The sequence below is a fragment of the Gammaproteobacteria bacterium genome (genome assembly GCA_013151035.1).
Classification (GTDB): domain Bacteria; phylum Pseudomonadota; class Gammaproteobacteria; order JAADJB01; family JAADJB01; genus JAADJB01.
In genome coordinates this window covers 73,038-97,233 of record JAADJB010000053.1, presented here as the reverse complement: position 1 = coordinate 97,233, position 24,196 = coordinate 73,038, and the positions used below count along the sequence as shown (strand labels likewise).

At 44.8% G+C, this 24,196-nt stretch carries 14 protein-coding genes and 2 pseudogenes (1 of these 16 running past the window's edge); 9 read left to right on the top strand and 7 right to left on the bottom strand.

The genetic code is table 11. The features are described 5' to 3' along the window. The 4 genes from GXP22_11600 to GXP22_11585 form a co-directional block, all read left to right on the top strand. On the top strand, positions 1 to 1,544 hold a 1,544-nt coding region (locus GXP22_11600), incomplete at its 5' end, for a hypothetical protein (protein NOX10104.1). A 61-nt stretch (positions 1,545 to 1,605) separates the two neighbouring features. After that, positions 1,606 to 2,604 carry a patatin-like phospholipase family protein gene (locus GXP22_11595; protein ID NOX10103.1) on the top strand — a complete coding sequence of 333 codons (999 nt, stop codon included), beginning with the start codon at positions 1,606 to 1,608 and terminating at the stop codon, positions 2,602 to 2,604. A gap of 76 nt (positions 2,605 to 2,680) precedes the next feature. Continuing rightward, positions 2,681 to 3,940, top strand: coding sequence for an exonuclease subunit SbcD (gene sbcD / locus GXP22_11590; GenBank protein NOX10102.1), 1,260 nt, complete (start codon positions 2,681 to 2,683; stop codon positions 3,938 to 3,940). An 8-nt stretch (positions 3,941 to 3,948) separates the two neighbouring features. Then, a complete protein-coding gene (locus GXP22_11585; GenBank protein ID NOX10101.1) occupies positions 3,949 to 7,665 on the top strand; it encodes an AAA family ATPase in 3,717 nt (1,238 codons plus the stop codon). Between the two features lie 76 nt (positions 7,666 to 7,741). On the opposite strand, the pseudogene GXP22_11580 reads toward GXP22_11585, so the two are convergent. Then, positions 7,742 to 8,787, bottom strand: a pseudogene (locus GXP22_11580) (Fic family protein). A gap of 218 nt (positions 8,788 to 9,005) precedes the next feature. Here GXP22_11580 and GXP22_11575 point away from each other — a divergent pair. The 4 genes from GXP22_11575 to GXP22_11560 all read left to right on the top strand — a co-directional run bounded on the left by GXP22_11575 (position 9,006) and on the right by GXP22_11560 (position 13,107). Then, positions 9,006 to 9,674 carry a DUF1566 domain-containing protein gene (locus GXP22_11575; protein ID NOX10100.1) on the top strand — a complete coding sequence of 223 codons (669 nt, stop codon included), beginning with the start codon at positions 9,006 to 9,008 and terminating at the stop codon, positions 9,672 to 9,674. Positions 9,675 to 9,764: 90 nt separating this feature from the next. Further along, a complete protein-coding gene (locus tag GXP22_11570) occupies positions 9,765 to 11,192 on the top strand; it encodes a hypothetical protein (protein NOX10099.1) in 1,428 nt (475 codons plus the stop codon). Continuing rightward, positions 11,111 to 11,917, top strand: coding sequence for an Hpt domain-containing protein (locus GXP22_11565; protein NOX10098.1), 807 nt, complete (start codon positions 11,111 to 11,113; stop codon positions 11,915 to 11,917). Before GXP22_11570 ends, GXP22_11565 begins: the two co-directional genes overlap by 82 nt. 23 nt (positions 11,918 to 11,940) lie before the next feature. Then, a complete protein-coding gene (locus GXP22_11560; GenBank protein ID NOX10097.1) occupies positions 11,941 to 13,107 on the top strand; it encodes a hypothetical protein in 1,167 nt (388 codons plus the stop codon). Position 13,108: 1 nt separating this feature from the next. Here the strand turns inward: GXP22_11560 and GXP22_11555 are convergent, their stop codons facing one another. After that, the gene (locus GXP22_11555) at positions 13,109 to 13,567 is read right to left on the bottom strand and encodes a hypothetical protein (protein NOX10096.1); all 459 of its coding nucleotides are present in this window, start codon (positions 13,565 to 13,567) and stop codon (positions 13,109 to 13,111) included. Further along, entirely contained in the window at positions 13,531 to 14,718 is a 1,188-nt protein-coding gene (locus GXP22_11550) for an EAL domain-containing response regulator (GenBank protein ID NOX10095.1), read from the bottom strand. Before GXP22_11550 ends, GXP22_11555 begins: the two co-directional genes overlap by 37 nt. Positions 14,719 to 14,774: 56 nt before the next feature. Between GXP22_11550 and hrpA the strand changes: the two genes are divergently transcribed. Then, entirely contained in the window at positions 14,775 to 18,668 is a 3,894-nt protein-coding gene (gene hrpA, locus GXP22_11545) for an ATP-dependent RNA helicase HrpA (GenBank protein NOX10094.1), read from the top strand. 46 nt (positions 18,669 to 18,714) lie between these two features. Here hrpA and GXP22_11540 read toward each other — a convergent pair whose 3' ends face one another. The 4 genes and pseudogenes from GXP22_11540 to GXP22_11525 all read right to left on the bottom strand — a co-directional run. Further along, complete coding sequence (locus tag GXP22_11540) at positions 18,715 to 21,981, bottom strand: response regulator (GenBank protein ID NOX10093.1); 3,267 nt, start codon at positions 21,979 to 21,981, stop codon at positions 18,715 to 18,717. A 24-nt stretch (positions 21,982 to 22,005) separates the two neighbouring features. After that, the gene (fabB, locus tag GXP22_11535) at positions 22,006 to 23,217 is read right to left on the bottom strand and encodes a beta-ketoacyl-ACP synthase I (GenBank protein NOX10092.1); all 1,212 of its coding nucleotides are present in this window, start codon (positions 23,215 to 23,217) and stop codon (positions 22,006 to 22,008) included. Positions 23,218 to 23,232: 15 nt separating this feature from the next. After that, positions 23,233 to 23,769, bottom strand: coding sequence for a 3-hydroxyacyl-[acyl-carrier-protein] dehydratase FabA (fabA, locus tag GXP22_11530; GenBank protein NOX10091.1), 537 nt, complete (start codon positions 23,767 to 23,769; stop codon positions 23,233 to 23,235). A 248-nt stretch (positions 23,770 to 24,017) separates the two neighbouring features. Further along, positions 24,018 to 24,196: pseudogene (locus GXP22_11525) on the bottom strand (histone H1) (it continues 316 nt past the right edge of the window).

Here is a 24,196-nt window from a genome sequence, read left to right as displayed (position 1 = left end):
TTAACAGATTGAAAGAGCGGATTGAAAGTAATCCTGCACTCAAAAATGCGGAGAAAACACTTCTTCAAGAAAAAAATAATTTGGAATCACTAATCGTTGCATCTCAAGACTCATTGGCAAAGCTGAAGTTGAGCTATGAAACCCAGTTAAAAGAAGCTTTACGGTTGTTTGGTAATCAGCTGATCGAGAAACGACGATTATTAGCTGATAGCCAATTCAAGAAAAATGAACTCGAATTATCAGTGAAAAAATATAACCAAGAATTAGCAGCGCAGTCAGAAATAACACGTTTTAAAAAGGCTGATGAATTAAATATATTTCTAGAAGAAGAAATCTCGTTAATACGAAAAAAAGTGGATAAATGTAAGCTCGACATTCAGAACGCTGAAGAAAGAATTGCACGTAGTGGTGAAACTATAAAAGAAATAGATAAAACTTTGGCGTTGTCGCTAACCAGACAGCAGTCGCTGATGAAGGATACTCAATTTCAGTCTATTAGGACATTCTTGATATCACAGTCTGTAGATGATAGTGGGAATTTTTATGAGCTCCGAGAAAAACTATCAGCATTACAGCAGCAAAGCCAAGAGGGGCTGGATAATAAAACTGAGGTGATTCAGGAATTAGAAAATAGAATAAATGAACTTGAAAAATTGATTCCCATTGAGTACCATGGAAAGGAAATCGTGGATATTAGTGCCGTAAAAAACACTAAGGAAAAAGAATTAGCCGAATTGTTACCAAAACTTTCAGTACATGAGGAATCTGTTATGTACTTGGGAATTAGTGACTTAATGAATTCTGAAAGCTGGGATTCAATCGAAGACAAAGCTAACGATACGCTTCGACATATTTCAGTAAATATTGAAATTAAAAAGCAACATTTAAGTGATTTAGGTTTGTTATCTCAGTTTTCAGATGGAGCTTTAAATTTTAGTAATAAACTTGAGTTACAACAGAAATCATTACATGTTGATATAAAAGTCAAAGGGTTATCCTCTATCAAGGATGAGCTTAGTAGGGATCTTAGTAATATATCTCAATACCTAGAACGTTCTATAAAACAATATTTCCATACAGACTTAATTGATCAAATTTACGCTTCAATTGACCCACACCCAGAGTTCAAAGAAATACAATTTGATTGCAAAATACCTGATGCCGGTGGTAAACCTGAACTACATATAAAACTTATGAATCCCGAAGATGGCGGTACAATCCAACCCACCCTACATTTTAGTTCAGCCCAGATTAACATATTAAGTCTCAGTATATTTTTAGCTAAAGCGCTAAATGTGAAAGATGATGAAGGTAAAAGTGTTGATTGTATTTTTATTGATGATCCAGTTCAGTCTATGGACTCAATTAACGCATTGGGGTTGATTGATTTATTTAGAAATCTGAGTAACAAATTTGATAAACAATTGATCATAGCAACACATGATGAAAATTTTCACGAACTGTTAAAAAAGAAAATACCAACGGATATTTTTTGCTCAAAATATTTAGCGCTGGAGTCGTTTGGTAAGGTTGTCGAGCAGTGAGCTAAACAGCCAAATTAGCAGTTTGTTTTTTTACAGGCTAACAATTCAGGGGAAATATTCAATGACAATTGAAATCAATGGACAAAAGAAACGCGTTGGATTGGCGTTGTCCGGTGGTGGTTTTCGTGCTGCGGCATTTCATTTGGGGGTATTCCGATACCTACACTCTAAAGGGGTATTGTGGGATATAGATCTTTTAACCTGCGTGAGCGGAGGTAGTATTGCGGGTGCTTTTCTTACTCATCATTGGGGTGATAATGATGCTCTAGGCAAGCTTGAAAAATATCTACTTACTCGGTCTATTGCCGTCTCCTCTGTTATTGGTGGGGTGTTCGATCCGTTTAATTCACGATTGGATAAACTACAGAATACCTACGAGCGCGATCTCTATGGTACGTCTACTCTCGGGGATCTAGCTCAAGGACCTCGTTTGTATTTGAATGCTACAAATCTAGCGACAGGGAATATGTTCTTTTATGTCACTGGTGGTAAGTTGCCTGCCGAAATGGGGGAGTGGGAGCTTGGTGTCGTTGACGCAAAAGATATTCGAATAAGCCAAGCTGTCGCTGCCTCATCAGCATTTCCGCCAGTATTTCCACCACAGCGACTGGATCAGGATCAATATCCCGCAGCGGGCATTGATTATGTAACTCTGACTGACGGTGGTGTGTATGACAATCTTGGTGTTAATCCATTATTGAGTAATCGTAACAAACTTGATTATGTCATTGTGAGTGATGGTGGTAAGCCGTTTGATATGGATGATCGGCCCACCGAATCCGGAAGTGGCGTATTACTCGCTTCAATTAATATACTTATGGAGCAAGTACGTGGCTTGCAGTTCAGTCGACTTGAACTGAGTGCTGATCGGTTTAAGCCCTTATGGTTTTCTATTGATAGTGAAAAAGGTGAGGCGCGTAAAGGCGATGCGGCTTTTGCTTCAGCAATCCGCACTAACCTGAAAAAGCTCAGCCACGCTGAGATAGATGTTTTGACTCGTCATTCTGGTGCCTTACTTGATCATCGTTTAAAAGCTTACGCACCAGAGCTGCTGGGTTAGTTCAAATGATATTGCGTTGTATATGGCTTCTCACGGATGATCGTAGGAGCCTGACTTGAGAAAGGCTTAACATTTTATGAAAATTCTCCACACCTCAGACTGGCACCTAGGCCGTTCACTCTATGGCCGAAAGCGCTACGAAGAGTTCGACGCACTCCTATCCTGGTTAGCCGAAACTATCCAGCAACAGCAGGTGGATGTTCTGCTGGTGGCTGGCGATGTCTTTGACACGACGGCTCCAAGCAATCGAGCGCAAGAACTCTATTACCGATTCTTGTGCCGTATAGCGGCCTCTTCTTGTCGTCATGTCATCGTGATTGCTGGTAATCACGACTCACCTTCCTTTCTAAATGCACCCAAAGAACTGTTACGTGCGCTTGATGTTCATGTCATTGGTTCGACCACTGAGAGTCGTGAAGATGAAGTGCTGTTATTGCAAAGTCAGGAAGGTTCTCCAGAACTTATCGTTTGTGCGGTGCCTTATTTGCGGGATCGTGATATTCGCGTGGCGGAAGCGGGTGAAAGCATTGACGACAAAGAGCGTAAGCTGATTGAAGGTATACGTTCTCACTATGCTGAGGTGGGAGCGTTGGCCGAGCAGGAGCGCTTATCGGTAAAAGAAGCACTAGGCGTTGATCTACCCATTATTGCTATGGGACATCTTTTTGCCGCAGGCGGACAAACGGTTGATGGCGATGGTACTCGTCCGCTTTATGTCGGGTCACTGGCGCATGTGACTTCAGCTATTTTTCCGGAGTGTATTGATTATCTTGCTTTGGGGCACTTGCATGTTCCTCAAAAAGTGAATGGCTCTGAGGTGATGCGATACTGTGGCTCGCCACTGCCAATGGGATTTGGTGAAGCCAAACAAGAGAAGAGTGTTTGCCTTGTTGAGTTTTCCAACAATGAGGCAAACGAGGTGCCGGTTCCACAAGTCACACAAATTAAGGTGCCGCTGTTCCAACGACTCGCACGAATACAAGGTTCCTGGGATGAAATATCTGCCCAGATTCTGGAACTTTCTGTTACGCAAAATAAGGCCTGGCTGGAAATTATCTATGACGGTGAAGAGCTCATTGCTGATCTGCGTGAACGCCTGGAAGATGTCATTTCTAAAACTGAGATGGAGCTGCTTCGTGTCAGGAATAACCGGATCATTGATCGTGTTCTCAACCGCATCCACGATGACGAAACGCTTGATGATTTGAATGTCAATGATGTATTTGAACGTTGCTTGGATGCTCATGAGGTGGCTAAAGAACAACGCCCAGAACTGCTGCTTGCTTACCAAGAGATCGTTATGTCTCTCCATGAAGAAGATACCCGAGCAGAGTAGAGACGGTTATGCGAATTCTCAATATACGGTTTAAAAATCTAAATTCACTCGTGGGTGAATGGGCGATTGATTTAACAGACCCAGCCTATACATCCAACGGTATTTTCGCCATTACCGGCCCCACTGGTGCGGGTAAAACAACCATTCTCGATGCCATCTGTCTGGCGCTCTATGGTCGAACACCTCGTCTCGACAGAGTGACTAAGAGCGGCAATGAAATCATGTCTCAGCAGATGGGCGAATGTTTTGCTGAAGTGACCTTCGAAACTCAATCCGGGCGATTCCGTTGTCATTGGAGCCAGCACCGGGCACGCAGAAAGCCGGGCGGTGATCTTCAGTCACCGAAGCATGAGGTGGCCGATGTTGATTCAGGCAAAATTTTGCAGACCTCACTTCGGGGTGTCGCTGAACAGATCGAAGCCACGACGGGTATGGATTTTGAACGCTTCACACGTTCCATGCTGTTGGCACAAGGCGGGTTCGATGTTTTTCTACAGGCTGATCCGGGGGATCGTTCCCCCATTCTTGAACAACTGACCGGAACAGAGATTTACAGCCAGATTTCCAAGTCCGTTCATGAACGTCGCTCCGAGGAAGGGAAAAAGTTGGAGATTCTTCAGGCCGAACTGGATGGGATACAACTACTGAGTGAAGAAGATGAACAGCAGTTGAAAGCAAGCCTGGAACAGAAGATACCTGAGGAAACTGATTTAGCGAAACAAGTGGATCAACAAAGAGCGGCAATCGCTTGGTTAGAGGGCATCGAAGGCCTTGAAAAAGATTTGGCTTTGCTTAATGGGAAGAAACAGGATCTGCTTACTCATCACGAGGCATTTAAGCCTGAACTCGAAAAGCTTGAGTCTGCTAAACAGGCCTTAGAGTTGGCGGCTGAATACACCCGTCTCGACTTGCTGCGCCGTGGGCAGGAAGCGGATCGCCAAGGACTCAGTGATTGCCAGAAAGTGCTTCCCGAAAAAGAAACTGAAGCCCAACAGGCAGAAGAGGCATTGAAGCAGGCAAGCGGGAATTTGCTTAAAAAGAAAAGTGAGCAACAAGAGGCGCTGCTTGTTATCCGCAAGGTTCGGGAGTTGGATTTCAAATTTGGGGAAAAAGAGGCTTCGATAAAGAGCATTCTGAATAGTATTGCAGAGCGTGATAAAGGGCTCGATGCCATGCGCATTAAAAACAGTGAAGATTGTTGTGAGCTTGATTCAAAAAAGAAGGCGCTCGATGCTGTTCTGAAAGCGATTGGCGAAAGCAAGGCGGATGAAGGTCTCGTTGAACATCTTGCAGGGATACGAACCCGCTTTGATGCACTCCGTGAAGTTGATGCTAAACACCGTTACCAGCTCAATGAACTCAGCATCGCTGAAACACAAAAGAGTGAGGCCCATCAGTGCTGGGGTGAGCAGTCAACGAGCCTGGGCGTTGCTAAAAAAGAGTTCGCCACTTTACAGGAGAGGCTTGGTCAACAGCAGAGCGAACTTAATCAGATATTAGCAGGTCGAGAAATTTCAGATTGGCGAGGTTCTCTCTTTAGTCTAAGAGAGAGAAAGGACGCTCTTAATCGTATCAGCGAGTCGATCAAATCAGTCACTGATTTTCGAAGTACCTTATGTGAGCTTAATAACCAGGATGAAACCCTGAATGCACAAAATGGATCATTGCTTAATCAGGTTCAGGTGTTAACCGAAGAACAAGAAGCCCTTGAAAAAGAGATGAGTGAGCTTGAAACTCGACTTTCTCGAATCAATAAAATACAAGATTTTGAGGCGCATAGGCATCAACTACAGGAAGGTGAATCATGCCCACTTTGCGGCGCTGAGGAGCATCCCTTTGCTGAAGGAAATATCCCTGTTCCAGATGAAACAACCACCGCTCTGAATCGTGTGAGGGCTGACCTTAAACAAGCAAACGAGTCACTTTCTGGTTTTAAGATAAAGCAGGCTGAAAATCAGAAGGATTTGGCGCAAGTCTCTATGCAGAAAAAAGAGATTGCTGAGAAAATTGCGACAGAAGATGCTCGGATTCACGAAGGTGCTGTCATTCTTGCTATTGATGATTTTGATAAAGAGGGCGGAGAAGCGTTGGTTCTTGAGTTGTTGGTTAAGGCCTTGCCGCGCTTACAGCAAGAGAACGACGACAACCTGGAACGTGCATCAAAGGTTGTACAGACCACCGAGGGGATCGAAAAAGAGATTGTAACGATGCGCAAGGCCATGGAAAAGTCACGAGAAGCCGCAGTGCAGTTGGAGCGGGAGACTCAAACTGCCAGCCACAAAAAGGAGTCTGCCGAGTTAGCGGCTGATCGGGTCAATAAGGAAGTCGCCGAGTTGGCGGCGACGGTACAGAAATCACAGGATGAGTTACTCCGTGAACTCTCAAAGTATGGAATCAAACACTTGGCTCTGGATGCGTTGGATAGGGTCCTGTTTGAGTTAACCACACGTCGAGAGCAGTGGCTTTCTCAACAAGGGAGAAAAACTGAAATTGAAAAGCAACTCCCTGCCCTAGTGTTTCAGACGCAGCATCAAGCTGAGCAAATCACTCAGTTTGAAGGCGAACTGAAAAAACAGCAGGGTGAGCTTGATGCCTTAATCCATGAGCGAGACGATTTGGCTCGTTCACGGCAGATGCTTTTCGGTGATAAAATCCCCGATGATGAAGAATCCCGTCTCTCCTCAGTCATCGGTCAATGTGATAAGCATCTTGACGATTCACGCCAACGGCTCAATTCTGCAAGTCAGGAACTCGACAAACTAAAAAATAGGTTTGAAACGATTGAGCAGACAATGCTTACCCGAGCAGAGAAACTAAAGACCGAGGAAGCAGCATTCCAGGCTCGACTTGGCCTATTTGGCTTCAGTGATGAGGTGGATTATCAAGCCGCTTGTTTGCCCGAAGATGAGCGTAAAATCCTTATGCAACAAGCCCAGCAGTTGGCTACTGAGCAAACGGCGTTGGATACAAGGCATCAGGAGAAAATCAGCCTGCTAAAAACTGAACAACAAAAGGAGGTCACGGATCAACCTCGTGAGCTGCTTGCACAAGCGTTAGGGACTCTTACAAATAGCCTGAAGGAACTCCAACAGATGCTTGGTGGCCTCCAGCAGAAGCTAAAAGACAATAATGATTTGAGGTGCAAACAACAAGAGCGAGCAAAAGCCATTGACGCACAAAAACGTGAATGTTCACGTTGGGATATGCTGCATGAATTGATCGGTTCAGCCGATGGCAAGAAATACCGCAACTTTGCTCAGGGTTTGACCTTTGAAATGATGGTCGGCCATGCAAACCGACAGTTGCAGAAAATGACGGATCGCTATCTTTTGATTAGAGATGATGAGCAGCCCCTGGAGCTGAATGTGGTGGACAGTTATCAAGCGGGTGAAATCCGCTCAACCAAGAACTTGTCGGGCGGTGAGAGCTTTATCGTCAGCCTCTCCCTGGCACTCGGCCTATCCCACATGGCCAGTAAAAACGTCCGGGTTGACTCACTATTTCTGGATGAAGGCTTTGGTACCCTGGATGAAGATGCTTTGGACACGGCTCTGGAGACCCTTGCAGGATTGCAAGAGGATGGCAAACTGATCGGTGTGATTTCGCATGTATCAACACTCAAAGAGCGCATCAGCACCCAGATACAGGTAAGCCCTCATACAGGTGGAAGGAGTGTGATCAGTGGGCCTGGATGCGGTAGGTTAGATCAGAAGGTAGAGGCCTGATTCGATTCATGTTCGAGGGTATGAACGGTTTAAAAATGCCACAAGCACAGCTTGTGGCAGTATCTATTTCAGGATTTTATTCTGGAAATAGACCCGGCATCCATCTTGAAGCAAGTTTGGCAGGAAAGACTAAGTGCCATGGGGATTTAGGGGTGTCTGATTTAATGATGCCATAATCAGCTAATGCCTTTGTGATACGGCGGGCACTGCGAGGACTGGTGCTGAGTATATCGGGTATTTCGTTACGGGTGAGACTACCCTCAAATAACAAGTGTTTTAAAATATTTTTAGCGGCCTTAGGAAGATTACCCAAGGCAATCTCCTCGTCAGCCCATAACAGGATTCTGGTTCTTAACTGATCAGGTTTAATTAATTGTTGCATAAATTCAACCTGATCAATGCAGGTTTCAAGAAAGAACTTTGTAAATGAAGCCAAAGCTTCTTCACTAAGATTTCCACGACCATCAAGATCATTGCAACGTTGTAAATCACATTCGGCTAAATGTCTTTTATATTTTTTCTCATTTTTAGCTAATCCACGAGCAATAGACCAAACGGCTCCAGTATCCAAGGTATTTAAAAGCATGGCGTGAGACATAAGACTAAAACGCTCCATGAATTCAGGCACTACTCTGGGACTAATCGCTGTGTGCCTGCCGACCTGAATATCTCTTTTGCGTAGTTCACCCGGTATAACCTTGATTTTTTCTCCAGAGTCGGGGTCTTCAACCCATAGCAATTCTTCAGGCAAGTGTTCACAAAAGCGACGATGTATATCACAGATACCTTCAACAGATACCTCTTTGCCACGAAGCCCCCCCCCTGATCTATCCATAATTGAACTTCAATATGTACTTTGGCTTCCAGTTGTAAGTTTCTTTTTTCACTGTTGGTGCTGTAATCCCCATCTAGTGCTTTTTCAATATCGATAGGGTGAGTGTTATGCCCCTCAATAATATTGCTGTAATAGCAGTTCATCGAGCGGACAAGATCAGTGAGTGCAGTCGACATATTTGGCGGTAGGCTGTGGTAAAAGCCGGATGATTTGGAAGCAAGCTCTACTGCTAGATCAGCAAGAATCGGTCTGTGTTTTGAACTTTCGGATATTAATAGCGGTTTCATCAGGCTAATGGCTTCACTACCATTTCTGACATCTGTTTTGACTGCTTTATTGGCGTAATGGAAAGTGTTAGTTACTTTACACTTTGTGTCTGTAGAGAGTCTTTAGTGTGTCTAACTTATTGTTTTTAATGGGTGTATTTTATTGGCGTGATAGTTGCTTTTTTATCTTCATAGTATCTTTTAAGCATAAAGAAAAACAAGCAACCAGGAGCAATAAAATGAGGACATTAAAGACACTGGCAAGTGCTGCTGTATTACTTACTACCGTAACGGTTTCATCGATGGCGAATGCAGCCCTGCTAGGGCGATTACCGACGACTCTTGGTGGTACTGATTATCAGGCCTATTATGATGATGTGGCTGATCTGACCTGGTTGGCGGATGCCAATGCAGGGGCAGGGTCAACATTTGATGATGGCCCTTCAATAACGGATGGCAAAATGAGATGGGTTAATGCCAATGCCTGGGCGGGGAGCCTGAATGTGTCCGGTGTCACGGGCTGGCGCCTACCCGATACCTTACAGCCTGATACAAGTTGTGATTCTCAATCGAGTGGTGGTTCTTATGGTTACAACTGTACGGGTAGTGAAATGGGTAGCTTGTATTATAATGCACTAGGTAATAGTGCTTATTCATTGGCTAATACAGATTCATTCAGTAACGTTAAGTCTGACTACTATTGGTCGGCTACGGAGTACTCGTCAGGTACTTACCTTGCATGGTATTTCTATATGTACAATGGCAGGCAGTTCAACAACTATAAGACCGATTACAAATATGCTTGGGCTGTGCGCTCGGGTGATGTCAGTGCGGTACCTGTACCCGCAGCAATGTGGTTATTGGGTTCAGGCCTTTTAGGGCTGATTGGTGTCGCTAGACGCAAATAGGGTGTGCACTGCGCACCATTCGAGGGTATTATGAGGTACCCTATAATGCAGTCTTTTTGTGTATGTAAGCGATTCATGGTGTCTTGAAGTATGAACCTTAATAAACAATTATATGTGTTATCACTCATATTGATTGTATCCCTCCTTGCTATCAGTGAGCTCTATATAGAATTATTCTCGAATTTTAATGCCCAGTCACATCAGCTTATTATTGCCCTGATTATCTTTTTTATTTTGGTATTGTGCCTGGTTATCGTATGGGTGCGTCATTTTGTATTAAAGCCGGTATTGTTATTGAAAAATACTATCGCTGAATTCTCGGTTGATAATGCGCGAATGGTTAGTATGCCGGTAACACAGGATAACGAGATTGGTTTGTTAGCTGCTTCATTTGAAGACATGATGCAACATGTCGTTGACAGTCAGAGACATCTGTATCAATTAAATACCGATCTGGAAGAGATGGTAAGCACTCGTTCTCATGAATTAAAATTTGCCAAACAAAAACAACGGACTATTTCTGAATGTATCGCTGAGTGCGTGCTTACTTTCGATAGAGATTATGTCATTGAATCAATTAATAAAATGGATCTTGATGGTAATCATATCTATGTTGCTATTATCAAGGATGTTGGTGAACACAAAAAGGCAGAAGAATTGTTGATGCAGGCACATGACCAAGTGCAACAGGCTGCGCGGGATAAAAGTGAGTTTTTGTCGACCATGAGTCATGAGATTCGTACCCCGTTAAATGGTGTTCTGGGTATGGCTGATTTGTTAAAGAACACATCACTGGGTACTGAGCAAAAGAATATGCTGGATATGATCCAGGATTCAGGACATATTCTTCTTGGTGTAATTAATGATGTGCTGGATCTTTCCAGGGCGGAAGCTGGCAAGATGGATCTGAAATGTTGCTCTGTGCAAATGGAATCTCTGGCCTATCGGGTCTTGATGATGACCATGATCAGGGCGAATGAAGCCGGTATTGATCTTGTGCTGGATTATGATAATGATTGCCCGCGTTATTTTATGGGTGATGCGACCCGTATTAAACAGGTGCTATTAAATCTGATTTCCAATGCCATCAAGTTTACTGAACAGGGCTCAGTTATTCTTCGCTTTTCCTATGAAGCAACCGATAGCGGTAGCCATGAACTTCAAATTTTTGTTCAAGATACAGGTATCGGTATTCCGCAACAGCAACAGGAAAAATTGTTTAATTTATTTACCCAGACGGATAGTTCTACCACTCGAAAATTTGGTGGCGCCGGTTTAGGTCTGGCGAGCTGCAAGAAAATAGTTGATTTAATGGGTGGCCGTATTGGCGTTGATAGCACCGTTGGTGTGGGTTCTAGTTTCTGGATTGAATTACCCCTGCAATGCATCGATGAAGGGGTTGATGAGGGTCCACGTGAGGATCAAGTGCTATTCGTGTGTTGGTCGTTAATAGTTATCGTTATCAGCGTAAGATATTGGGTAGTCAACTGCAATACCTTAATGTTTCATCAACATTAATGGATTCGGGTATGTCTGTGTTGCCAACACTGCTGGCAGCAAAGGAAGTAGGTGAGGCTTATCAGCTGCTGATGTTTGATAATATAGTCAATGAGGATCTGAAGGGTCTGGTTGATGAAATCCATGTGACCCCGACCCTGGAGGGATTAAAAATTGTTCTTCTGGAATCCCTGACTGAAACTAATGGAATGAAATTTCCGTCTTTTGTTTATCGCCATAGTCGCTTTTTTTCTATCGATACATTGTATAAGTTGCTGCTGAATACCTGTTTTTGGGAGCAATCAAGTGAGGCATTACAGTCGTATACGGGTGCTGGTGACAGTTCTGATAGCAATAATGTTAGTAAAGCGGAAATGGTTGTCGTGGATGAATCCGATGGTGATGACGTTATTGATTTTGAGATCCTTGGTGCATTGCGAGAAGCTATGGGCGATGCTTTCGTTGAGCTCATTCCGGTGTTTGTGCAACAGGTTGATGAGTATAAAAAAGATATCTTTACACGTCTGGATGAGGGCGATCAGGAAACCGTAAGACGCATTGTGCATAGTATGAAATCCAGTTGTTACAATATGGGTGCGGTTAACCTGTCACAACAGGCCAAGGCACTGGAGGAAAAAATTGCAGAGCAGGGGCTGGTAGCGGGTCTTAAAGAAAAAATTGTTGTCTTGATGAATGAATATGATCGGGTCAGAGAGACATTAATCGAGTATAATTCACATCAGTAAAATACAGGCAGGGTTTCTATAATATGCAATTTGGTCCAAGAGAAATAGTCACACCCTTCAGACCAATTCCACTGGACGTTCCAGAGGGTATGAAGGCCAATGAGTTTTTTAATAGTACAGAGAATCTGAATGATCTGGTCAATAATAATGGTTTGTTGAGTAACCCCGAAGATCTGCTGCTCTATCGTAAGGCATTGGGGCATAGTAACGAATTCGATGCCTCCATTATCTACAATAGTTCAAAGTCCATTCTTGATCCACTGGGGCGGCCGGTACGTCGAACCCAGGTGCCGCATAATGTGAAGCATGTATGGAATCGCATGAATCAGATTATGATCGAATATATGTTGGAGCTTTACCCTGACCCGGGTGAGGCGCTGGTGCTATCGGGTGAGGCGAGCCTGGATGCGACCTGGCCACTAACGGCACCGGGTGTTCCCAGCATTCGTATGTTACATAATCACTTTATTGTATTTAACAAGAATGAGCTGCGTAATGCGAATTTGGCCGATCCAGCTAATCCCAACTTAACGGATGGTGGCCAACATAGTCTTTTTCAAGCTTATATGCACAGGGTCTATGTTAAATTTTTTGAGTTTGCACTTGATCTGGATATTCTGAAATTAACCGATGATCAATCCTCTAAACTGGAATTAACGGGTTATCCCAAGGGCTTACCCAGTTGGGAAGTGCAAGGAGGGGTTGATGCACTAAAGGATATTCGCTTCTGGCAGGAATATGATCAGGTGCTAAAAGGGTTTATTGATTTTTATCGAACCTTTTTTGGTCAGGTCTCTACACGTAATGCTGCTATTCCCGAGAATGCCTGGTTTCCCGAGCATGTAGAGAGTGTCTTGTTGTTTGATAATGATTTCCTGAAGACCGCCAAAAAAGTGCGTGATCGTTGTATTATTGACGCAAGATATGCCAATTCGATTCGTTGGAAGCCAGCATTCAAGCAACTGATTTATCGTAATGATGAAGGCAAGTTGATTGTTACGATTAGTCAGAATTCGATTGGTAATGCCATTACCGAGTTGTTGGGTGTGGTGGTTAATCGTGTGCCGGATGCTGTAGCCTATGAGGCTAAAGAACTCGCCCTGATTGAAAAGCTACTGGAGGTTCGTCAGCGTTTGATTGAGGCAGATCTTGGTGAGGGTATAGCAACTCGATATTGGGATGCGGATTGATTTACCACTTGATATAGCTGTATCCTCGTTCCTGATGCAGCATTATGTCGATTACACCTACATCAATAATGACTGCGAATTCCAGCATATCTTCTTTGTTCCAGTGCAGGGATTTCATGGTGTTGCCACAGGCATGAAAATCGACACCGTAGTTGGCAAGGCTGGAGATGCGCTGGCGTGATTCCAGAGATAGTGGGCGCAGTGGATTTTTTGCCAGAGTATGAATCCCTGGGCCAAGTGCGGTAACAACGATATGAATACTGTCACCATAGGTACGCACCAGCTCGCCGATGGAAAACAGGATGGTATCAATTGTTTTTTGGTCGGCGGTATTGAGTTGATAAATAATCCGATGATCAGGTTCGCCAAATAGATCAAAATCTCTGGCGTTTGCGGATGATAAGTTTAAAAATAAACCAAGTATCAGGCCGATAATGTAGTAATTTTTTCTTGAATCCATTGGCTAAGGTCTTCTGCGGGCATTGGTTTTGCAATCAGGTATCCCTGGGCAATATCACAATCCATGGTTTTAAGTATGTACAGGGCATTCTGGGTTTCAACACCTTCAGCAACGACACTCATATTTAGTTTCTTACCTAACATGATACAGGTCTCGACAATAGCAACGGCCTCAGGATCATTCTCCAGATTAGTGACAAAGCTGCGATCAATCTTTAGCTCAGTGAAGGGGATCTTGTGTAACTGGGATAAGGAAGAGTAACCGGTACCAAAATCATCAATTGAGAGCGAAAAACCTTTGATGCGTAGACGTGTCAGGATATCGAGAGAAGTGGTCAGGTTACCCATCAAATTACTCTCGGTAATCTCCAGGGTAAGTAGCCCCGGGTTCAGTTTATTAGCGTTAATGAGTTTGATTAGTTGATCCGGCAAGGATAAATCAATAATGTTATCAGCGGACACATTGATACTCAGGTTGAATGTAAACCCCTGATTTTTCCAGTTTATAGCCTGATTGACACCAATCTCAATCACTTGTCGGGTTAGTTCACCAATGAGCCCGTTATCTTCGGCTATGCCAATAAAGCTATCAGGATAAAGTAGTCCCTGTGTCGGGTGTTGCCAGCGAGCCAAACCTTCTACACCAACAATGCTGCCTGTCTGGATATCGATTTGAGGCTGGTAGTGAAGAATTATCTCTTTGTTTTGCAAGGCTTGATGTAGTTCTTTAACGCCGGGTTTATCCGGGATGTTTTTCGTGCTGGTATGCCTGACAAAGGATTCGCGTAATTGCTTTAGACAGGTTCGTATTTCAGTTATGGGTAGTGGTTTGGAAAAACTGTCGATGATCTCCAGTTCTTGTTCACCCGCCAGTTTTTGTGCAGCATTAAGGACAGAGGTATCATAACCACTGATTAGAATAATGGGGTTGTTAAAGGATTGTTGCGCCAGAAAACGTAGCACCTCGATGCCATCACATTCTGGCATGATGAGATCAAGTAGCAAAATGCCTATCTTGTCATGGTCAAAACGTTGTTTGAAATCGGTGCCATCCAGATAAGTGTGTACTTCGAAATCAATAGATTCTCCGATCTCTTTCAATAAGGCGACCATTCCCGGGTCATCATCAACAACATCAAGTCTAGGTATCATGCGCTTAAATGTAGCATAAGAGAGGGAGTGATACTACAGAATATCAACATGTTATTATGTGGTTTTTGTTAATTAAGTGTATATTTATTGTGTTTTCCGAGATTAAAGATTGTTTGTCACAGTGTATGTTGGTAGACCGTAAGGTCTTTGCTCGACGTTTGCATGGCTTATCAAAACGTATACGTAGTGGCAAACCCTGTGATAAGGGTCTGCAGGCCCTGTCGAAGGCGGTGCAGGCCTCCATTGCACGGGCACAGCAGCGCAGGCAGTCCTTGCCAGTGCCACAATACCCTGTAGAGCTTCCGGTGGTGCAGCAGAAAGAGGCGATTATGACAGCCATTGCCGGACATCAGGTCGTGATTATCAGTGGTGCTACCGGTTCCGGAAAAACCACACAAATCCCCAAGATATTGTTGGAGATGGGGCGGGGTGTATTGGGTGTTATTGGACACACCCAACCACGCCGGATTGCTGCACGTAGTCTAGCGAAAAGGATTGCCGATGAGTTAGGGGTTGATCTGGGAGGAAAAGTTGGTTGTAAGGTTCGTTTTAGCGACCAAACCAGTGAGCAGGGCTATATCAAGGTTATGACGGATGGAATGTTACTGGCCGAAACCCAATCTGACCCTGATCTGCTGGCCTATGACACCTTGATTATTGATGAGGCCCATGAGCGCAGCCTGAATATTGATTTTATGCTGGGTTATCTCAAACAATTGTTAATGAAACGTCCGCAATTAAAGCTGATTATAACCTCGGCAACGATTGACCCTGAACGTTTTTCACGACACTTTAATGATGCTCCTCTAGTCGAGATTTCTGGTCGTAGTTATCCAGTTGAGATTCGTTATCACTCTATGGAGCAAGGGCAGCAAGAGAGTAGTGCAGAACAACGACAATTATTGGCAATATCGCAGGCCGTTACTGAGTTAGCAAGGGTGGGTAGTGGCGATATCCTGGTTTTTCTTAGTGGTGAGCGGGAAATTCGGGAGACAGCCGAATATCTGCGTAAGCATCAGCCTGCACGTACTGAGATCTTACCTCTCTATGGTCGTTTGTCTTTTGCAGAACAAAATCGGGTTTTTTCATCCCATCAGGGTCGTCGAGTGGTGCTAGCGACTAATGTGGCTGAGACCTCATTAACGGTACCGGGTATTCATTATGTGATTGATGCCGGTAAGGTGCGAATGAGTCGTTACAGTTATCGTACTCGTGTGCAACGTCTGCCCATTGAGGCGATCTCACAGGCATCCGCTAATCAACGCAGTGGTCGTTGTGGACGCACGGCAGCGGGTGTCTGTATTCGTCTTTATGCGGAAGAAGATTTTGAACAACGTCCGCTATTTACCGAGCCGGAGATTCTGCGTACCAATCTTGCTGCCGTTATCCTGCAGATGTTATCACTACAGCTAGGTGATATTGATCAATTCCCCTTTCTGGAGAAGCCGGACTCACGTCTGGTGAGTGATGGTTATAAGTTGTTGCGGGAACTGGGTGCAGTCGATGAACACAAGGTCATTACCTCATTAGGCAGACAGCTGGCACGGCTCCCTGTTGACCCGGGGATTGCGCGTATGATGCTGTCGGCTTCAAGTGAGGCTTGTTTGTCCGAGGTGCTGATTATTGCAACGGGATTAACGCTGCAAGATCCGCGTGAACGTCCGCTAGACCATGCTCAACGTGCCGATGAATGTCATGCCGTGTTTGCCGATGAGTCATCCGATTTTATCAGTTACCTGAAGTTGTGGTATGCCTGGCGTGAACAAAAACGTCACCTTTCTTCCAATCAATTGCGTAAGTGGTGCAGGGAAAACTTTTTATCTCCTTTGCGTATGCGTGAGTGGATGGATATACAGCGTCAGTTGCATGCGATGGCGACTGAGATGGGTTTGCACTTTAATAAACAGGAGGCCAATTATGATGCTATTCATCGTGCCTTGCTGTCCGGGTTGTTGGGTAATATTTCCTGTAATACCGAGGCGCGTGAGTACACCGGGGCGCGGAATATAAAATTACATATCTTCCCTGGTTCGGGGTTGTTTAAGAAGAAACATAAATGGATTATGGCAGCTGAGATGGTGGAGACCGGGCGACGCTATGCGCGTACCGTGGCAAAGATTGATCCGTACTGGATTGAATCACTTGCGCCGCAGTTACTGAAACGTCATTACTTTGAACCTCATTGGGAAAAGAGAGTTGCACGGGTGGCTGCCTTTGAACGAGTGAGTTTGTATGGTCTGGTATTGGTAGAAAAACGGCGTGTTAATTTTTCTGCTATTGATGCAGTGCAGTCCAGAGAGATCTTTATTCGTTCTGCACTGGTGAATGGTGATTACCGTACCCGTGCTGAGTTTTTTCATCATAATCGTCGTTGTATTGAGGCGGTGGAGTTACTGGAGGCGAAGGCGAGGCGCAGGGATGTACTGGTGGATGAGGAACAGCTTTATGCATTTTATGATGAGCGCATTCCAGTAGGGATCTGTAGTGGTGTGGATTTTGACAGTTGGCGAAAAAAGATTGAAAAGGATCAGCCCCGATTATTGTATCTGAGTCGTGATGCCTTGATGCAGCATGATGCTGCGCAGATCACGGAGCAACGTTTCCCTGATGTTATCGAGGTTTCGGGTATCAGCTTGACACTGGAATACAGCTTTAATCCGGGACAGGATGTGGATGGCGTTATTGTGAATATTCCTTTGCCGATATTAGCTCAACTACCGGTATCGGCTTTTTCCTGGCTGGTGCCAGGGTTGTTGCAAGACAAAGTGGTGGCATTGATTAAGTCATTGCCTAAGGCGTTGCGCCGTTATCTGGTTCCTGCACCAGATTATGCCGAGAGTTTTTTGCGTGCAACAGAGGGGGATGGCGATTTATTGCGGGTGATGAGTGATTACTTTTCCAGAATTGGCGGGATACAGATTGCATCGGGTGATTGGCGTCCTGAATTACTAGATAAGCACTTTTTTATGACTTTTCGTATTATTGATGGCAGCAAGGTGTTGGGTCAGGGTTCTGATCTCCTGACCTTGCAAAAACAGTACAAGGGACAGGTCGAGCAGGTATTTTCCGGATCAGCCCTGTTTGAAGATCTTGAGCGTAGTCATATTGAACGTTGGGATTTTCCTGATCTGCCGGAATGTATCGAGAGACAGGTTGATGGGGTTAATCTACGCGCCTATCCTGCTCTCATGCTTGATGGCAAGGGGGTAGCCCTGCGTGTCTTCGATTCTATCGCGACAGCGCATGAGAATCAGCGTCAAGGGCTGATGGCCCTGTACAAGAAAGAGTGTGTGCGTGATCTGCGCGCAGTTGAGAAGGGGCTTTCCGGAATTCAGCAGTTATGTCTTTATTACAGCGGTATCGGCCAATGCAAGGATCTACGACAGGATATTATGGATTTGATTGTGCAACAGACCTTTCTTGCTGAGGGTACGGATATTCGCAGCAAGGCGGTGTTTGATCAATACAGACAGGCCGGGATACCTCTTTTAGGTGATGTGAGTAATAGTCTCTGTACTTGGCTGGGGGAGGCATTACGGGAATATCATGCCATTGCAAAGCGTCTGAAGGGAAATATAACGGTAACAACGCTGGCAGCGATAAATGAAATAAAGAGCCAACTGGGTTACCTGATTTATCCGGGTTTTGTGCAGAAGGCCTCCTGGCAACGGATACGGCATCTGGCGCGTTATCTGCGAGCATTGTCGATGCGTATGGATAAGCTGGAGGTGGATGCGAGTCGGGATCGACAATTGGCACAACCGATTAGTGTGTTATGGACGCGTTATCAGGAGCGTAAGGAGTCTCTGAGTGCAACAGATCCCTTGCTGGAGGAGTATCGTTGGTTACTGGAAGAATACCGTGTCTCGGTTTTTGCACAAACTCTGAAAACGGCTGTACCCGTGTCAGCGAAACGCCTGGATAAACTGTGGGCACAGATTATTAAATGATTTTCAAGTGCGTAATACGCACCAACTTTGGTGCGCAGTGCGCACCCTACCCCTTTGTTAACCATTTCTCTAGAATTTGTTGTAGCCTGGCCGTATCAACTGGTTTACTAATAAAATCATCCATACCGGCAGCCATACATTTTTCCTGGTCTGACTTCATGGCATTGGCGGTAAAGGCAATAATCGGTGTTTGCTTGCTATTATTATCAGACTGGAAGTCTCTGATTTTTGCCGTTGCCTCATAACCATCCATCTCTGGCATCTGGCAGTCCATAAGTATTAAATCAAAGTCCTGTTCCTTGATCTGTTGCAGTGCCTCAAGACCGTTGACAGCGGGTGTTATTTGACAGCCGTATTTTTCCAGTAATTTGGTGGCGACAATCATATTGATGGCGTTATCTTCAGCCAAGAGTATCTTGCTGTTGCTGAAGCTGGTTTCTTTATGCGCCTGTGCTCTGGTTTCTCGCAAAGTATGGTGTGTGACCATAGGTATAGTGCGCCCTTGCTGTTTGGCCTCTCGGATAATGGCAAGTATCTGTGGTACCTCGGCAGGATGGATCGGTTTACTCAGGTAACCATCGAAGCCCAGTGCCTTCAGGTGTGAGCTATCCCCTCGACGTGGTGATGATGCAATGAACAGGATTACCGGATTGGCTGCCAGTAACTGTTTGTTCAGTATTTCTGTCACCAGAACCTCACTATCTATCTTCGATATCTGATAATCAGTAATGATGATATCAAACGGTGCATTTTCATCCATCGCCTGTTGCAATATATCAATGGCCTCTTGACCGGATCTGGCGTTGAGAATCTGCATCCCCAATGGTGATAGTTGCTCGACAAGAATGGTGCGATTGATACTGACGTCATCAATAATAAGGGTCTTCAGTCCCTTGAGTAGCTGATAGTTGCTGATGGAATGGGTGATGGTGGATGCCTGATTGTTGACCTGGAGTTTCATACTGAAGGTGAAGCTGGACCCCTGTCCCTTTTTACTGCTGACTTGTATATCACCTTGCATCATCTTACTGAGTTGTTTACAGATGGATAGTCCGAGACCGGTCCCCCCATATTTTCGTGTGGTGGAGCCATCTTCCTGGTCAAATTTGTTAAATATTTTCTCCAGCTTGTCTTCCGCAATACCGATACCGGTATCCTGTACGGTAAGATGAAACAGGATTTCATTATTATCTGATTTGGCTGACTCGACTGTGAGCAGGATGTTTCCTTGCTCGGTGAATTTAATTGCATTACTGAGCAGGTTTAACAATATCTGCCGAATCCGACCAGGGTCGCCAATAACAAATCGATGAGTGCCCGGTTTGTAGCGTAACAACATCTCCAGTTTCTTTTTATGGCACTTTAATGCCATTAATTCGGTAACACCCTGAGTTAGTGATTGCAGGTCAAAGGCGACATCCTCCAGTTCCATTTTGCCTGCTTCAATTTTGGAAAAATCAAGGATGTCATTGATAATGGTTAGTAGGGCATCGGCGGAATGCCGGGTGGCCTCGGCATAATTAAGCTGCTTGGGTGTTAATGAGGTATCGAGTAGCAGTTCGGTCATGCCGATAACACCATTCATTGGTGTCCTGATCTCATGGCTCATATTGGCAAGGAATTCCGACTTTTGTCGAGTCGCGGCTTCGGCGACCTCCTTTGCTTCCAGCATGGCTTTGGTTACCCGTTTATATTCGGTAATGTCAGTACGGATAGTGATATAGCTTTGTGGCTTTCCATTCTCGCCAATAAAGGGTGCAATGGTTGTATCCAGCCAATAGAGATCACCGTTCTTGTTTGTGTTACAAATCTCACCATGCCACGTCTTGCCAGAGGCAATGGTACGGTACATCTCACGAAAAAAAGCAGTATCATGGCAATCGGATTTGAGCATGCGATGATTCTGTCCGAGTAATTCCTGGCGGCTATAGCCACTGATCTCGGTAAATTTTTCATTGGCAAAGGTGATATTGCCTTGTATATCCGTGATTGCGACAATAGAATGTTGATCCAAAGCAGCCTTTTGTTCAGCCAGTTCACTCAGAGCCATCTGGGCAATCTGGTTGCTCTCTTCCAACACATCCATGTGTCGTTTACGGGTAGTGATCATTTCATTAAAGGCGTCGGCGAGTACACCAATCTCGTTATTGGCATCGATCTCTACCTGTTGGTTCAGTTTGCCGGCAGCAACGGCCACACTGGCATCGACCAGTTTTATAATTGGGCGGGTAATACGCTGTGTCTGGTAGCTGGCAAGCCCTATTACTAATACACCCGTCAAGATAAAGATAACTAAGGTGATCTCACCCAGTTTGTGTGCGGAGGCAAGGGCCTCATCTTCATCAATTTCACTGATTAACAGCCAGTTTACGCCGGGTAAACGTATCGTCTGATGCATGCCAATAACTGGCTTGTCATTGGGCCCCATGTAGCTAAAGGCGGGTTCGATTTCATCATTGGAGTGGGTGCCATTTTCCCTGTATTCATTTTTCCAGCGCTGGAATTGTTCGGTGTTAATCCGTTGTAGTACATGATCTGTTTTTATTGCGCTTACTGGCGATCGTAACAGACCATCTGCACCTACTAGGTAGTGTGTGAGGCTACTGTCAGGGTTCAGTTTTAATATCTGTTCATTAATCTGACCCAGTTGTAGTTGTATCGCAAACAGACCCAGAATCTTATTTTTATTATCCAGTATGGGTACGGTGAGAAAACCGGATAGTAGATTATTGGAACTGGCCTGACCGCTGAAATCCGAAAACAGAGCCTGTTGGTGGGCAATGGTTTCTTTGGCGATAATGGCAAAACGGGTTCCAGCATAGTCATCAGTAAAAATATTGGTGCCAAGATCGAATTCACGCTCTATTGTAAACAGAATGTTACCTTGCTCATCGATCAGAAATAGGTCATAGATATAGTTATGACGTTTAAAGAAGGTCATGATGTCATTTTGTTGGCTATTTGCCAGTAAACGCCAGCTATCACTTTCAATAAAATCAGATAGTTTTTTGCCACTGTCGCGAAAGGATTTTTTCAGTGCAGAAAGGAATTGAATATTGTGATGATCCTCTGCCTGACTGCGGAGGTTCATAAGACGATAGTTGAACCAGTTCTGAATAAAGAATGCCTTGAGTTCAGCACCTTGTTTTAGTTTTTCTGTTGCCGCTATAGTTAAACTATGTACCGCCTGTCGGTGAGCAATCCAGGCATTAATGCTTAGTGGCAGCAGGGCTAGTAACAAAAACCATATTAACAGACTACGTCCCAGGGAGTGGCGGGTATGGTAGATCGTAGGGCGTTTGTAGTGCAACATGCGATATCCCGGTATCCCGGTGTTTTATAGCTTTCTAAAGACCAGAGATGCATTGGCACCACCAAAACCAAAACTATTGGACATAATGGTGTGTAGATTGATGTTATCAATCCGTTGTTGTGCAATGGGTATGCCTGCTGCTGCTGGATCCAGGTTTTCAATATTAGCCGAGGCAGAAATAAAGTTGTTTTGTTGCATTAACAGGGAGTAAATGGCTTCATGAGCACCTGCCGCCCCCAGCGCATGTCCGCTGAGTGACTTGGTTGAGCTTATGTTTGGAATGTTGTCTGTAAAGACATTGCGAATGGCATCCAGTTCACGTCCATCACCCACCGGGGTGCTGGTGCCATGGGCGTTGATATAGTCAATGGGTGTGTCTATATCGGCCATTGCCATCTGCATACAGCGCACGGCCCCTTCACCTGATGGTTGCACCATATCATGGCCATCCGAGGTGGCACCATAACCGACCAGTTCAGCGTAAATTTTGGCACCGCGCTGCTGTGCATGTTCCAGTTCCTCCAGCACCAGCATGCCACCGCCACCAGAGATCACAAAACCATCGCGGTTAGCATCATAAGGCCTGGATGCCTGTTCAGGGTGTTCGTTATATTTGGAGGAGAGGGCACCCATAGCATCGAATAACATACTCATCGACCAGTGTACCTCTTCACCACCACCCGCAAAGACAATATCCTGTTTGCCAAACTGTATCAGTTCATAGGCATTACCAATACAGTGGGTGCTGGTGGCGCAGGCGGAGCTAATTGAGTAGCTCATGCCTTTGATCTTGAAGCCGGTGCCAAGGCAGGCCGAGGTGGTGCTGGACATGGTTTGTGTTACACCATAAGGACCAATACGTTTTGCGCTCTTGTTACGCAGTGTGTCGGTAGCGCGGACTACATTGGCTGTTGAGGCACCACCTGAACCGGTAATAAGACCGGTTCGGGGATTTGATATCTGTTCTTCGCTAAGGCCGGAGTCTTCTACGGCCTCTTTCATGGCGATATAGTTATAAGCGGTAGTGTCACCCATGAAACGAAGTAGCTTACGTTCAATGTGCTCAGTCGGATTAATGTGAACGGGACCATGTACGTGGCTACGAAAGCCTAATTTTTTGTATTCTTCACTAAACTCAATGCCGGAACGTCCTTGCTGTAACGATTCCAGAACCTCGTTTTGATTGTTGCCAATGCTGGAGACAATGCCAATACCCGTAACAACTACTCGACGCATAAAAACCTCTTCTTTTTAAAAGCCTTCCGTTGATGTAAATAACCCAACTCGAAGATCTTTGGCTGTATAGATGACACGACCATCGACTTCCATGGCAGCATCACCAATACCCATGTACAGTTTACGCATAATGACACGTTTCATGTCAATTTTGTAGGTGACTAACTTGTTTTTCGGGGTCACCTGACCGGTGAATTTAACCTCGCCCGCGCCGAGTGCACGTCCACGTCCGGGGCCTCCTAGCCAGCCGAGTTTGAAACCAATGAGTTGCCATAGGGCATCCAGACCAAGGCAGCCGGGCATTACCGGGTCGCCTTCAAAGTGGCAATCAAAAAACCAGAGATCAGGCGTGATATCCAGTTCCGCAATGATTTGGCCTTTATCAAATTCACCGCCACTGTCACTGATATGAGTAATGCGATCAAACATCAACATAGGTGGGAGGGGCAGGTGTGCATTTTCAGGACCAAATGTAGTGCCATGACCACATGCGATAAGTTCTTCACGGGTATAACTATTTTGTCTTTCAGATGTGCTGGATTCTGTGCTCATAATTATTTTGTTTCAGGTTTGGGGAATCGGTTTTTCCCTTTAGTGGTTAATGGTAAAAGTTTACATATTGTAACGGTAAACAGGTATCAGATTCTTCTAATAGCCGTTATTTTTTTGTAAATAGGCCTGTTTTTGCTATTTGTGCGGTTGTTTGCCTCAAATATACCTGCAAGGCAATAAAAAAGGCCCGCCAGGCGGGCCTTTAGAGCATAGCAATTAAGTAGTAAAGCTGCCCTTGTTACGTTGACTTACTTCTTTTTAGCCTTTTTCTTTACAGCTTTCTTCTTGGCAGGGGCTTTCTTCTTCACTACCTTTTTCTTTACAACCTTCTTTTTAGCAGCGGCTTTCTTTTTCACTGCTTTTTTCTTCACAACTTTCTTCTTGGCAGCGACTTTCTTTTTCACTGCTTTTTTCTTCACAACTTTCT